Genomic DNA, 12942 nt, shown 5'->3' with positions numbered 1-12942 from the left:
AAGCCGCCTCTTCCCGAAGCGGCTTTATATTTAAAAACGCTCGGAATTTGGGGCGAATTGTATCAATAAAAATGGGCTTATTTCGATTTTTTTACCGAATTCTTAAGACCCTTCGCAACTATGAATGGCTTGATGACGCTCGGTTCCTGGAGTCCAAGCCAGATGCTTCGCAATCTCTCGATCCTTAATCGCCTTCTCGGCCTGGGGGCGCTCGTCCTTCTTACGCTGGCCTTGGTTGTTTTCATCGGCCTGAGCGCCACCACCCGAGCGCGGATGGACGACAGAAAAGCCACCTTGCACATGCTGTCGGAAACGGCGATCAGCACCATGGGCCAATACAAGGCCCGGGCGGACGCCGGCGAGCTATCCTTGGCCGAAGCCCGCGATCAGGCGCTCAAGGCCCTGGGCAAGATCACCTACGACAACGGCAATTACTTTTTCGCCGCCGATGAGAAGGGTGTTCTGTTGGTCCACCCGACCCGCCCCAAGGAAATCGGCATGAACATGCTCGAAAAGGGCGATCCGGGGCTCAAATCCCTCTACACCCAGCTTATTTCCCTGGCGACGACCACCGGGGCGACCGGCGGTTTTTTTGAAAGCATGGGGCGGCGACCGGGATCGACGGAGAACAACACGCCCAAGCTTTTCATCGCCATTCGCGACCCCAGCTTCGGCGCCCTGATGGCGACGGGCCTGTTCATCGACGACATCCGGGCCGAGAACGCCCGTCAGGCCTGGACGGTCGGCCTGCTGGCCGCCGCCGCCGCGCTGTGCCTGTTCGCCATCGGCTTCCTGGTCGTGCGCAGCATCACCCGGCCGTTGGGTACGGTGATCCTCGGCCTGGAGACCCTGACCAAGGGCGACTACGACCACCACCTTGATGTGGCGCAGTCGCGGTCGGAAATCGGCCTGCTCGCCCGCTCCTTCGAACACCTGCGCGAGCTTCTGCAAGGGGCCGAACGGCTGCGCCGCGAGCGCGATCAGGAAGCCGAGCGCATCGCCGGCGAGCGCCGGTCCGAAATGCTGGCCCTGGCCCTGCATTTCGAAGCCGAAGTCGGCGATCTGGTGACCGGGGTGACCGAAGCCTCGCGGACCCTCAAGGCCTCGGCGGCGCAAATGACCGACGACGCCTCGCAAACCCTGCAACAATCCTCGGCGGTCGCCCGCTCCTCGCGGCAATCCTCGTCGAACACCCAGACGGTGGCGGCGGCGACCGAGGAGCTTTCAAGCTCGATCCAGGAAATCAGCCGTCAGGCCGGCCAGTCGAGCGCCTTGGCGCAATCGGCGGTCAGCCGGGTCAATGAAACCAGCACCACGGTCGACTCGCTCAACGCCGCCGCCCAACGCGTGGGCGACGTGGTGCGCTTGATTTCCGATATCGCCAGCCAAACCAATCTGCTGGCGCTCAACGCCACCATCGAGGCGGCGCGGGCGGGAGCGGCCGGCAAGGGCTTCGCCGTGGTGGCGGGCGAGGTCAAGACCCTGGCCAATCAGACCAGCAAGGCCACCGAGGACATCGCCCGCCACATCGAGGAAATCCAGTCGGTGACTCGCAGCACCGTCAGCGCCACCGGCGACATTGGCACATCGGTCACCACGCTCTGCGAGGTCGCCGGGATGATCGCCGCCGCCGTGGAACAGCAAAACGCCGCGACCAAAGAGATTTCCCACAACGTCCATCTCGCCGAGACCGCCTCTCAGGAGGTCACCTCGGCGATCGGCGCGGTTGAAACGGCGGCCCGCAACAGCGGCCAGACCGCCGCCGACGTTCTGACCTCGGCCGATGCCCTCTCGGCCCAAAGCGCCCGCCTGCAAGGCGCGGTCAGCGCCTTCCTCAGCCATATCCGCAGCACCCAAGGATAGGACGATCCTTGGCGCACGATGAGAGCGGTATGCGTGAAATCTCGTCCGCGCACACCGCTCTAATGTATTGATAGTGAAGAAGATAATCGTCCCGACATGGCTCAGAGTGCTCGGGATTTTCCCCTAGCGGTCGAGGGGGCGCTCGCGCATGCGTCGTTTAAAAGCCGTGGGATCAAAGGGAACAGCCCGGCCGCTGTCGACGCCTTCGGTGATCGCCCTTTGAAGGACGCCGACAGCGGCTTCGCGTTCCCGGTCCTTGCGTGAAGGATCAGGAGGGGTTTCCCCAAAGGGGCGCTTTTCCCCGCTCATCGCCCTACCCCCGACGCGGCGGCTGGGCGGCGGACTTCCTCGGTTCGGCGAAGTCGGTCACCCGGCCGCGCCGCATGAATTCGGCCACCGCCTCTTCGGCGCCCTGCTTGACCTCTGTGCCCCATTCCTCGATCAACGAGTCCTGCTGGGCCTTCATCGTCGCCACCCTGTGGCCGGCGGTCATCGCCATGAACGCTCCGAGAAGCTGGGGGATCGAGATATAGAGCAGCCAGCCGACACCGGCCGAGCCATAGATGATGAGGATGGTCAGCACATCGGTCAGCAGCCGCAGCGCCGCTTCAACCGTGTTGCCCTTCTCCCACAAGGTGGCGATGAAGGGAACGGCGCCGGCGAGATTGAGGCCGCCGACGCACAGCCACCCCGTCTTGCTGATCGAGCGGTCGGAAATGAAGGCGACACCGGTCGGCAGCAGGGCGATACAGACCAACAACACCGTCGGCCCCATGAAGACGACGGCCGGGATCGCCACCAGCAGCAGGCCGATACGCATGCCCCAGCCCATCCCCTCTCCCTTGGCCGGGGCGGGGGCGGCGGGTTTGCCCTTGGCGGGCGCGGCGGATTTCTTGGCCATCTAAATCAGCCTGGAAATAGAGACGAACACGATGGTGACGATGGCGATGGCCACGGAAACCGACGCCGCCGTTTGCTGGCCCAGGCGCTCCGAGGTCTCGCTCACCCGGTAATTGCCGCTTTCCAAGGCCGCCACCTGTTGGGCGGCCTGGGCGTATTGCTGGCGGGCGGCCAGGAAGCCGTCAAGATCAAGCTGGCGCTCCTTTGAGTCGTCGAGCAGGAAATAGAGATCGGGAAGGCTGCCCTTGCGCACCACCTTGGGCAGTTCCTTTTCGATGCGCTTGCGCCTTTCGCGGCTGTGGTAGCTGTTGATCGCCGGCGCCATCTGGCTCCCCAGCCAAGCGGCCAGACCAGGAAGGGACTCGGGACCAAGCTTCCATTGCAAAACGGCCAACAGGCTGAGCACGCCCAGCGCCGCCTTGCGCGGATCCTCGTCGTTCAAGGCATGGATCTGCCCCATGGTGTCCTTGGGATAGCGGGCGGCGACAAAGGCGACGACGTGGCGATCGGCGGGCGATTGCTTTTGATCGGCCTTGGCCGCCACCCATTCCAGGGCGGGCAGCAGATCGCCGATCTCCAGAACGCATTGATTGCGCAACAAGGCGCTGCGACAGGGCAGCGATTCGTTCATTTCATAAAGGCAGCGCTCGATGCCGCCGCCCTTGCTCGTTTGGACCAAATAGGTCCGCAGATCCTTGAACTCGGCGTCGAAGCGCCCGAAGTCGCTGGAAAAGGCCTCTTGGGCGGCGATCCAGGTCTTGGTGATATCGCGCTGGATCAGATCGATATAGGGCCGGATATCGCCGCGCATCGCCAGGGTGCAGGCCATCGCCGTGCCGAAGGCCTCCATATGGACGCGCACCTTGCCATAGCGGATCGGCGCGCGCGGATCCATCAGGGTAAGGACGGCGGCCACCGCCATATCGCGAACCGGCCCGACATCCTTGGCCGTGACATTGGCCGCCCGCACCACATTGCCAACGCTATCGGCCAGATCGCCCAGTTCCAGGCCGCGACGCAGCCAGGTTTCCACCTTGCCTTCCATGATCGGCTGAACGCCCGTTTCCCAATCCTGCGACAGGGCGTGGGCCAGGGCGCGGCGGGTGTAATATTCCGCCCCCCGGAACACGAAGGGCCGCTGGGCCCGCTTTTCCTGGCGGGTCTGCATCGGGTTCATCCGCCGGCCGTTGGTCCACAGCTCGATGGTTTCCAGCGACCAGCGTTGTTCCTGATCGTCGACCAAAAGACCGCGCACCAGTTCGATGACGCCCAGCGGCACCCGTTCGTCGCCGACCACGGTGGAATAGGAGCCATTGGCGATCTTGGCGCTGACGATGGCTTCGGGGGCGACCCCGGCCAAAGGGTCGTTGCCGACCGAGGCGATCACCAAGGTGGCGCCTAGCGCGTACATGTCATCGGGATAATAGCCGCCGCCCCGCCCTTCCCGGCTGGCCATGCCGCTTTCGATGGTTTCACAGCCCACCGGCTGGTCATAGGCCGGGGGCGAGGTGGTGCAGTCGCCCAAGGCGATCCGCGTCTGCTCGCGGTCCATCCAGTAAAGATTGGTCGGCCGAATCGCCCGGTGGGCGATGGAGCGCCCCTGCAGCTCGGTCAGCCCGGCGATCAGCGGCCGCCAGATGATTTTGGCGAAGGATTGATCGGGAACGGGCTGGAAAACCTCGTCCTCGCTTTTCATCAGCCGGCCGCCCAGGGGGCGTTCGTAAACCACGGCGACGCAGCGCCCGTCGATCGGCGGCCAATCGACCACGCCCCATTCGACCAAGGGCACCAGCCCGGGGGCGCTGACGCCGCGCAGCGTGCGCATGGCGCTGGTGCGCGGTGGCAGCGGCCCGTCGCAGACCAGCGCATAGAGCGCGCGCTGGCCGTTGCGCTTGTCGGTCACGCGGAAGGCGTGGGCATTGGGCATATCCAGCCCCGGCAGGGGCTTGGCGGGGTCGATCTCATAGCGGTCGCGCAAGACCGGTGGTTCGCCACCACCGCTCGCCGTCGCCGCCACCTCCGGTTCCTGGGCCATGCCGTCTCCCTGCTCAGAAGCGGGACGGGTTCCCGCTCCCGACCCAGACTAACGGACAGCACGCCGGTTCAGAAGTCTTTTGACCCCGCCCGCAGCCGAATAGGCCAAGACCGCGCGCTTAATCGAGGAAGGGATCGCGCACCAGGATGGTGTCCTCGCGCTCCGGGCTGGTCGACAGCAGGGCCACCGGCGCCTCGATCAGTTCTTCCAGGCGACGGATGTATTTGATCGCCTTGGCCGGCAGATCGGCCCAGGAGCGGGCGCCGAAGGTGCTGTCTTTCCAGCCTTCCAGCGTTTCATAGATCGGCTCGACCCGCGACTGCGCCTTCATCGACGCCGGCAGGTGGTCGATCACCTGGCCATCGAGCCGATAGCCGGTGCAGATCTTCAGCTCGTCCAGGCCATCCAGCACATCAAGCTTGGTCAGGGCGATGCCGCGCAGGCCACCGACCAGCACCGACTGGCGCACCAGCACGGCGTCGAACCAGCCGCAGCGGCGCGGACGGCCGGTCACCGTGCCGAATTCGCGGCCGCGCTCGCCGATGGTCCGGCCGATATCGTCAAACAGCTCGGTCGGGAACGGACCGGCGCCGACACGGGTGGTATAGGCCTTGGTGATGCCAAGCGTGAAACCGACGCTCGACGGGCCGACTCCGGCGCCGGTCGCCGCGTTGGGGGCGACTGTGTTGGACGAGGTGACATAAGGGTAGGTGCCGTGATCGACATCGAGCATGGCGCCCTGGGCGCCCTCGAACAGGATCTTCTTGCCGGCGCGGCGCGCCTCGTCGAGCACCTTCCACACCGGCGAGGCGAAGGGCAGGATGCGCGGGGCGATCTCCAGCAGGGCGCTGATCAGGCTGTCGGCGTCCAACTCGGGCTCGCCCAGACCGCGCAGCAGGGCGTTGTGATGGGTCAGCAGGCGCTCGACCTTGAAGCGCAAGACGTCTTCGTCGGCCAGATCGCACAGGCGGATGGCGCGGCGCGCCACCTTGTCCTCATAGGCCGGGCCGATGCCGCGCCCGGTGGTGCCGATCTTGGCATTGCCGGCGGCGGCTTCGCGCGCCCGGTCCAGATTGCCGTGCAGCGGCAAGATCAGCACGGCGTTCTCGGCGATGCGCAGGCCTTCGGGGGTGATGACCACGCCCTGGGCGGCGACGCGCTCGATTTCCTCGAACAACGCCCAGGGATCGACCACCACGCCATTGCCGATGATCGACAGCTTGCCGCGCACCGCGCCCGAGGGCAGCAGGCTGAGCTTATAGGTCACCCCATCGACGACCAGGGTATGGCCGGCGTTATGACCGCCCTGGAAACGCACCACCACATCGGCGCGCTCGGCCAGCCAATCGACCACCTTGCCCTTGCCCTCGTCACCCCACTGGGAGCCAACCACGGCCACGTTCGACATCGCATCCATCCCGTATTCGAGAAAAATTCATGGGAAATCCCGGGCGGCCGGCCGTGGATCACCCACGACGATCGGCCCCTGCCCGGGGTCCTTGCTTCCGGCTCAGACGGCGACGGGCCGTCCCTCATCGTCCAAAACATGGCCACAGCCCAGACGACGGGCCTCGGCCGCGCCGGCTTCGGCAGTCAGGGCGGGCACGGTCACCCAGCCATCGGCCTGCAAGGCGCGCCGTGTCGTCCTCGCCAGGGTCGAGGCCACCAGAACGCGCGGCGCCGGCGCCGGGCGGACCATGCCATCAAGCACCGCGTCCATATACAAGGTGGCGCCGCAGCAGGGTTCAACCGTCCCGTTCAGATCGCCGGGATATTCGCCACCCCGGCCAAGCTCGCCGCGCGCCCCCTGGGCGAACAGGGCGAAACTGCATCCGGTATAATATTCGAAGCCCTTGTGTTCGAGCGGATCGACGGTGACATCGACCTCGGGCGCGGCGGTCATCACCTTGCGCGCCAGCGCCAACAGGGCGTCGCGATGCCCGGCCGCCTCCCCGGGCAAATCAAGGGCGGCCAGCACCGGCAGGGCGCGCTCGGCCGGTCCGACCGTTCCCGAAAGCGCCGACAGCGCCCCGGCGGCGTCACCGGCCAGGGCGGCGGCGGCGGTGAAATCCTTTTGTTCAAGCAGCTTGCGCAACTCGCCTGCCAGATCCTCCGACAGCCCGAGCGCCCGGCACAAAGCCGGCACCAGCGGCGGGCAGTTCAGATCGACGGTGACCCGCGGCAAACCGGCCTGGGCCAGGGCCTCGACCGTCAGCAGCACGGATTCGGCGATAGCATCGACGCCGCCGGCGCCGATCAGCTCGATTCCGGCCTGGGTGAACTGGCGTTCGGGGCGAAGCTGGGTACCCTTGACCCGCAGAACCTGCCCCGAATAGGTCAGGCGCAACGGCCGGGGCGCCTTGGCCAGCCGCGAGGCCGCCAGACGGGCGACCTGGATGGTGATATCGGCGCGCAGCCCCATCATGCGTTGGGTGATCGGATCCATGACGCGGAAGGTCTGGCCGGCCGTGGCCCGACTGGCGCCGGTCAGCAGCCCCTCCTCGAATTCGATCAACGGCGTCTTGACCCGCTCATAGCCATTGGCGGCGAAAACGGATACCAGACGCTCCACCGTCGCCACTTCGAAAGCGGCGTCGGGGGGCAGGACATCTCGCAGGCCGTTGGGCAGAAGCGCCCTGGCGGCGGTCTTGGCGGTCACGGTCATCGGGCGATCATCGGGGAAGCCTATGGGCCTTTTCCTTAGCGCGGAACGGGGCGGCCGCGCAAACGGAAACGGTCCTCAAAGGACGTTTGGGGACGGGGCGAAGGGGGAAAAGACCGGCTCAGGCCAGATCGCGGGCGACCTCGGCCACCGCCCAGTCGATCCACGGCAGCAGGGCTTCGATATTGGAGCGCTCCACCGTCGCGCCCCCCCAGATCCGCAGGCCCGGCGGCGCATCGCGGTAAGAGGCGAGATCATAGCCGACCCCTTCCTTGGCCAGAAGCGCCGCCACCCGGGCCGCCGCCTTGGCCCCACCATCGGTCTGGGCGGCGAAGGCGGGGTTGGTCAGCCGCAGGCAGATCGCCGTGCACGAGCGAACCGCCGGATCCTCGGCCAGGAACCGCGCCGTCCCTTTGGCCGCCACCCAGTCGGCCACCGCCGCCAGATTGGCTTCGGAGCGGGCGATCAAGCCCGACAGCCCGCCAACCGATTCGGCCCAGCGCAGGCCGTCGATGGCGTCCTCGGCGCAGAGCATCGAGGGCGTATTGATGGTATCGCCCTTGAAGATCCCCTCCATCAGCTTGCCACCCGAGGTCATGCGGAAGATCTTGGGCATCGGCCAAGCCGGCTTATGGCTTTCCAGGCGTTCGACGGCGCGCGGCGACAGCACCAGCATGCCGTGCTGGCCCTCGCCGCCCAGCACCTTCTGCCACGACCAGGTGACGACATCGAGCTTGCGCCAGGGCAGATCCATGGCGAAGGCGGCCGAGGTGGCGTCACAGATCGTCAGCCCCTGGCGGTCATCGGCGATCCAATCGCCATTGGGCACCCGCGCCCCTGAAGTGGTGCCGTTCCAGGTGAAGACCACATCGCGGGAGAAATCGACGCGTCCCAGATCGGGCAGAGCGCCGTAATCGGCCTCGAGCACGCGGACATCGGGCAGCTTCAATTGCTTGAGCACATCGGCGACCCAGGTGGCGCCGAAGCTCTCCCAAGCCAGCATGTCGATCGGGCGCGGGCCCAGCAGCGACCACAAGGCCATTTCCACCGCGCCGGTATCGGAGGCCGGCACAATACCGACCCGCCAGTCAGCCGGAATGCCGAGCACGGCGCGGGTACGGTCGATGACCTCGGCCAGCCGGGCCCGCCCCTCGGTCGAGCGGTGCGAGCGACCAAGCAAAGAGCCGTCCAGCGCAGCGGCGCTCCAGCCGGGGCGCTTGGCGCAGGGACCGGAGGAAAAACACGGATTGGCGGGACGGATCGTCGGCATGGCCATGGGTGGCAACCCCTGCTGCGGGAAAACGGGCGACAGCAAACCCCCGAACGATCCGAAGCGGAGCGCAACGACGATTTGCTTCACGACAAGAAAAAGCGGCCCGACTGTAGAAACCGGGCGGGCCGCCGTCAACGCCCCCCCGGCGCGCCCCTCCCATTCGCTTTCCTGGGGAGAGACGGGCCGCGGGGAGGACCAAGGAGGACGCAGCCGGCCTCAGACCGACAGGGTTCCGCTGATCACCGTCACCGCCTGACCGATCATCTCGACCTCGGCGCCCATCAGGGTGCAGACCAGCCGGCCGCCGCGCGGCGAGACCTGATGGGCAAGCAGACGGTCGCGGCCCAGGCGCTTGGCCCAGAACGGCGTCAGGACGCAATGGGCCGAGCCGGTCACCGGATCCTCGTCGATCCCCACCCCGGGGGCGAAAACCCGGCTGGCGAAATCGCAAGCGTCGGCGCTGTCGGCTCCGCCTCCGGCGGCGGTGACCACCAGCTTGGGAATGCCCAGCGCGCGCAGCATGCTCAGGCGCGGACGCAAGCCCCGCACCGCCTCGACGCCGCCCAGCACGACGATCAGAAAGCCGCCGCCCTGGGCGACCTCCATCGGCCGCACCCCCAGGACACGGTCGAGATCTTCGGGAAAGATCGCCGATTTGGGCGGCTTGGCGGGCAGACGCATCGCCAGGGCGCCCTCGTCGGTGGCCGAGACCTCCAGCATCCCGGCGCGGGTATCGAAGCGCTGCGGACCGCAAGCCCCCAGTTCGCGCAGCAAAACATGGCCGCTGGCCAGGGTGGCGTGACCGCAAAGCGGCACTTCGGTCAGCGGCGTGAACCAGCGCAGGGCGTGGTTTTCACCGCCGCGCACGACGAAGGCGGTTTCCGACAGGTTGTTCTCCGCGGCGATCGCCTGAAGAAGCTCGTCCTCGGGCCAGGCTTTCTCAAGCAGGCAGACCGCCGCCGGATTGCCGGCGAAGGCGACATCGGCGAAGGCGTCGACCTGGAAGAACGGCACGCGCAAACGGGGGCCGGCGGCAAAGGCGGCGGTCATGGCAAGGGCACCTCGAAGGGGGAAACGGTAAATCCGTGATTGAGCGGGCCATGGCCGTGACCGAGACCGGGCGCGGTTTCCATGGCCTTGCGCACATAGGCGCGGGCGCGGGCGATGGCTTGTTCGACCGACCGCCCCTGGGCCAGACCGCAGGCGATGGCCGAGGCCAGGGTGCAGCCGGTGCCATGGGTCGATGTTGTCTGCAAGCGCGAGGCGCGAAAGCGCACGGTGCCCTCGGCGGTCACCAGAAGATCGACGAGATCGTCGCCCTCCAGATGCCCACCCTTCATCAGCACGGCTTGCGGACCGCGTTCAAGCAGGGCGCGCCCGGCCTTTTCCATCGCCGCCTCGTCGGCGATAGAAAAGCCGACCAGCACCTCGGCCTCGGGCAGATTGGGGGTCAGCACCCGGGCGATCGGCAACAGGCGGGCGATCAACGCCGCCGTGGCGCTTTCCTCAAGCAGCCGGTGGCCGCCCTTGGCGACCATCACCGGATCGACGACCAGCGGAAGCCCCGCCGCGCGCAATTCGATTTCATCGGCCACCGCCTCGATGACCTCAGCGGTCGCCAGCATGCCGATCTTCAGGGCGTCGGCACCGATATCATCAAGGAACAGAGCCATCTGCTGGCGGACAAAGGCCGGCGGAACCGCATGGATGCCTTCGACGCCCCGGGTGTTCTGGGCGGTCAGGGCGGCGATCGCCGTGGCGCCATAGCCACCCAGGGCCATCACCGCCTTGAGGTCGGCCTGGATTCCGGCACCGCCGCTTGAATCCGATCCCGCTATGATCAATACGCGCCCTTGCGTCATTGGCTTCCCTCCGCTTGTTCCGGGCCCCTCTGGTGCCCGCCGCCCGGCCTTACGTCAAGACCGCATCCGAAAACCGTTCGGAACTGGTAGCGGGTTCCGAACGTTGCCGATGGTCAAAGCCTTACCATCTTCCCGCCATGGACGGCGCCTAGCTTTCCTTGCGGGGCGGCCTTTTCCAAGCCCCATCCGCGGCGCGCTTGTTTTTACGCGATTTCCTTTTTCCGCCCAAGCCAACCGGAGACCCGACGATGTCCTTCCCCCGTTCCCGCCCGGCCTTCGCCGCCGTCCTGCTGGCCGCCACGGCGCTGGCCTCGCCGGCTTTGGCCGACGGGCCGCTGACCTTGAAGCGGGTGCTGCTGTCCACCGGTGGCGTCGGCCTGTTCGAATACGAAGCCAAGGTCGACGGATCAACCGCCCTGCCTTTGACCGTTCGCCTTGATCAGGTCGATGACGTTTTGAAAAGCCTGAGCGTCGACGATCCCTCGGGCCGGCCGGCCAGCGTCCGTCTGGCGGTGCGCGAGCCGTTGTCCGAGGTGTTTCGCGATCTGCCCTTCGCCGAAGACGCCTTCCAGTCGCCCGCCGCCCTGTTCGAGGCCCTCAAGGGCGAACCGGTGACGATCAGCGGCCCGCAGGTGATGAGCGGACGGATCGTTTCCGTTACCCCCGAAGTCACCACCCGCCCCGATGGCTCCGCGCAAACCCGCCATCGCCTGGGGCTGATGACCAACGACGGCCTGCGCCAAGTCATTTTGGAAGACGCCCAGGGCGTGGCCTTCAGCGATTCGGCGCTGACCGCGCGCATCGAACGCGCCCTGGCCGCCATGGCCCATCTGCGCGAAAAGGACAGCCGCACCCTTGATATCGCCGTGGACGGCACGGGATCGCGGGCGGTCCGCGCCAGCTTCATCGCCGAGGTGCCGCTGTGGAAAGCCGGCTATCGCCTGACTTTGCCGGCGGAGGGTGCCAACGCCAAGGAGAAGGCCAAGCTCGCCGGTTGGGCGGTGCTTGAAAACCTCAGCGGCCAGGACTGGAAGGACGTGAGCCTGACCGTGGTCTCGGGCAATCCGGTGACTTTCCGCCAGGATCTGTTCACCCCCTATCGCATCGACCGGCCGACCGTTCCCGTCGAGGTTCAGGGCCGGGTGCTGCCCACCCCCGATAGCGGCGCCCAGCCCCAGGCCGACGCGGCGGCGGGGATGATGCGCAGCTTCGCCAAAAGCGCAACGCCGATGGCGATGGCCGCCGCCCCCGCCGCGCCCGACGAGGCGATGGCTGAATCCGGCCAATTGGCCTCCCCGGGCCTGGGTGGCGGACAGGCCGCCGCCCTGCCGTTGCCCAGCGAAGGCACGGCCCAGGTGCTGTTCACCCTGCCCCAGCCGGTCACCCTGGCCAATGGTCAGACGCTGATGGTACCGATTACCGAATCGGCGATCCCCTTGCGGCGGATCGCCCATTACCGCCCGGGCGAAAGCGGCCGCCATCCCTTGGCCGCCGTCGATCTTACCAACGCCACCGGCACCGCCCTGCCGCCGGGCGCGGTCAGCCTGACCCAGGCGACGAGCGGTGGTCTGGCCTATCTGGGCGATGCCCGCCTGGGCCCGGTCGCCAAGGGCGATCACCGCATTCTGGCCTTCGCCGTCGATCAGGATATCACGGTTGGCGAGGAGACCGGCGAGGACCGCACGGTGTCCGGGCTGACGGCTTCGGCGGGGGTTCTGACCCTGCGTCAGGTGGCGCGCAGCCAGACCACCTATACCCTGACCAATAACGCCGGCGTCGAGCGTCGTCTGGTGATCGACCACCCCCGGCGCCCGGGCTGGATCCTGACCCCGCCCCAGGGTACCGATACGGTCGAGGAAATCGGCGATGCCCACCGCCTGTCCGTCACCCTGGAGGCCGGACAAACCCGTGCGCTGACCATCGTTCTCGAACGGCCGATCGAAGAACGGCTGTCCGCCGGCGCCCTGACCGCGCCGCTGCTCGCCGGCCTCAGCGCGACGGGCAAACTTTCGGGCCCCGAGAAGCTGACGGTCGAACGCTTGGCCACCTTGTCGGCCCGGGCCTCGCAGATCGACGACCGCCTCGGCGCCATCCACACCGAAAGCGCCCAGGTGGTCGAGGATCAGGGGCGGCTGCGCGAAAACATCAAGGCGGTGCCGGCCGACAGCGACCTGCATCAGCGCTTTATGGAGCGTCTGGGCCAGCTTGAAGATCGCCTGGGCAGCCTTGAGCAGCAGGGCAAGGAGATGGAGGCCGAGGCCCGCAAGGCCCGCGCCGATCTCGACGCCTATATCGCCGGCCTCACCCTGCCTTAAGCGCACCCCCTGGAGGGAGGCGGTACACCCCG

General features: G+C 67.0%; 9 protein-coding genes. 2 read left to right on the top strand and 7 right to left on the bottom strand.

All coding sequences use genetic code 11. The features are described from left to right. Positions 1-162: 162 nt before the first annotated feature. Positions 163-1863, top strand: a complete 1701-nt coding sequence (locus tag RRU_RS05785; protein ID WP_011388864.1) for a methyl-accepting chemotaxis protein — start codon at positions 163-165, stop codon at positions 1861-1863. Between the two features lie 313 nt (positions 1864-2176). Here RRU_RS05785 and RRU_RS05780 read toward each other — a convergent pair whose 3' ends face one another. The 7 genes from RRU_RS05780 to thiD all read right to left on the bottom strand — a co-directional run bounded on the left by RRU_RS05780 (position 2177) and on the right by thiD (position 10595). Then, on the bottom strand, positions 2177-2764 hold the full coding sequence (locus tag RRU_RS05780; RefSeq protein WP_011388863.1) for a hypothetical protein: 588 nt from the start codon (positions 2762-2764) through the stop codon (positions 2177-2179). After that, positions 2765-4798 carry a protein kinase family protein gene (locus RRU_RS05775; protein ID WP_011388862.1) on the bottom strand — a complete coding sequence of 678 codons (2034 nt, stop codon included), beginning with the start codon at positions 4796-4798 and terminating at the stop codon, positions 2765-2767. It lies immediately after the preceding gene. A gap of 118 nt (positions 4799-4916) precedes the next feature. Next, complete coding sequence (locus tag RRU_RS05770) at positions 4917-6206, bottom strand: adenylosuccinate synthase (protein WP_011388861.1); 1290 nt, start codon at positions 6204-6206, stop codon at positions 4917-4919. A 102-nt stretch (positions 6207-6308) separates the two neighbouring features. Beyond that, positions 6309-7463, bottom strand: a complete 1155-nt coding sequence (locus RRU_RS05765; protein ID WP_011388860.1) for an ATP phosphoribosyltransferase regulatory subunit — start codon at positions 7461-7463, stop codon at positions 6309-6311. 118 nt (positions 7464-7581) lie between these two features. Then, positions 7582-8736 carry a phosphoserine transaminase gene (locus RRU_RS05760; RefSeq protein WP_011388859.1) on the bottom strand — a complete coding sequence of 385 codons (1155 nt, stop codon included), beginning with the start codon at positions 8734-8736 and terminating at the stop codon, positions 7582-7584. 213 nt (positions 8737-8949) lie between these two features. Continuing rightward, positions 8950-9783 (bottom strand): PhzF family phenazine biosynthesis protein, encoded by an 834-nt coding sequence (locus RRU_RS05755; protein WP_011388858.1) that lies wholly within the window; start codon positions 9781-9783, stop codon positions 8950-8952. After that, positions 9780-10595, bottom strand: coding sequence for a bifunctional hydroxymethylpyrimidine kinase/phosphomethylpyrimidine kinase (thiD, locus tag RRU_RS05750; RefSeq protein WP_011388857.1), 816 nt, complete (start codon positions 10593-10595; stop codon positions 9780-9782). The genes RRU_RS05755 and thiD overlap by 4 nt, the downstream gene beginning before the upstream one ends. Positions 10596-10843: 248 nt before the next feature. Between thiD and RRU_RS05745 the strand changes: the two genes are divergently transcribed. Beyond that, complete coding sequence (locus RRU_RS05745; protein ID WP_011388856.1) at positions 10844-12910, top strand: DUF4139 domain-containing protein; 2067 nt, start codon at positions 10844-10846, stop codon at positions 12908-12910. Positions 12911-12942 lie beyond the last annotated feature (32 nt).

The sequence above is a fragment of the Rhodospirillum rubrum ATCC 11170 genome (genome assembly GCF_000013085.1).
Lineage (GTDB): Bacteria > Pseudomonadota > Alphaproteobacteria > Rhodospirillales > Rhodospirillaceae > Rhodospirillum > Rhodospirillum rubrum.
Note: the sequence above shows the minus strand (reverse complement) of the source record. Positions and strands in the feature narration are given on the sequence as shown.

Excerpts from the sequence above, each read along its gene's own strand:
- RRU_RS05785 (WP_011388864.1), top strand. The coding sequence starts at position 163 with ATGCTTCGCAATCTCTCGATCCTTAATCGCCTTCTCGGCCTGGGGGCG.
- RRU_RS05780 (WP_011388863.1), bottom strand. The coding sequence starts at position 2,764 with ATGGCCAAGAAATCCGCCGCGCCCGCCAAGGGCAAACCCGCCGCCCCC.
- RRU_RS05775 (WP_011388862.1), bottom strand. The coding sequence starts at position 4,798 with ATGGCCCAGGAACCGGAGGTGGCGGCGACGGCGAGCGGTGGTGGCGAA.
- RRU_RS05770 (WP_011388861.1), bottom strand. The coding sequence starts at position 6,206 with ATGTCGAACGTGGCCGTGGTTGGCTCCCAGTGGGGTGACGAGGGCAAG.
- RRU_RS05765 (WP_011388860.1), bottom strand. The coding sequence starts at position 7,463 with ATGACCGTGACCGCCAAGACCGCCGCCAGGGCGCTTCTGCCCAACGGC.
- RRU_RS05760 (WP_011388859.1), bottom strand. The coding sequence starts at position 8,736 with ATGGCCATGCCGACGATCCGTCCCGCCAATCCGTGTTTTTCCTCCGGT.
- RRU_RS05755 (WP_011388858.1), bottom strand. The coding sequence starts at position 9,783 with ATGACCGCCGCCTTTGCCGCCGGCCCCCGTTTGCGCGTGCCGTTCTTC.
- thiD (WP_011388857.1), bottom strand. The coding sequence starts at position 10,595 with ATGACGCAAGGGCGCGTATTGATCATAGCGGGATCGGATTCAAGCGGC.
- RRU_RS05745 (WP_011388856.1), top strand. The coding sequence starts at position 10,844 with ATGTCCTTCCCCCGTTCCCGCCCGGCCTTCGCCGCCGTCCTGCTGGCC.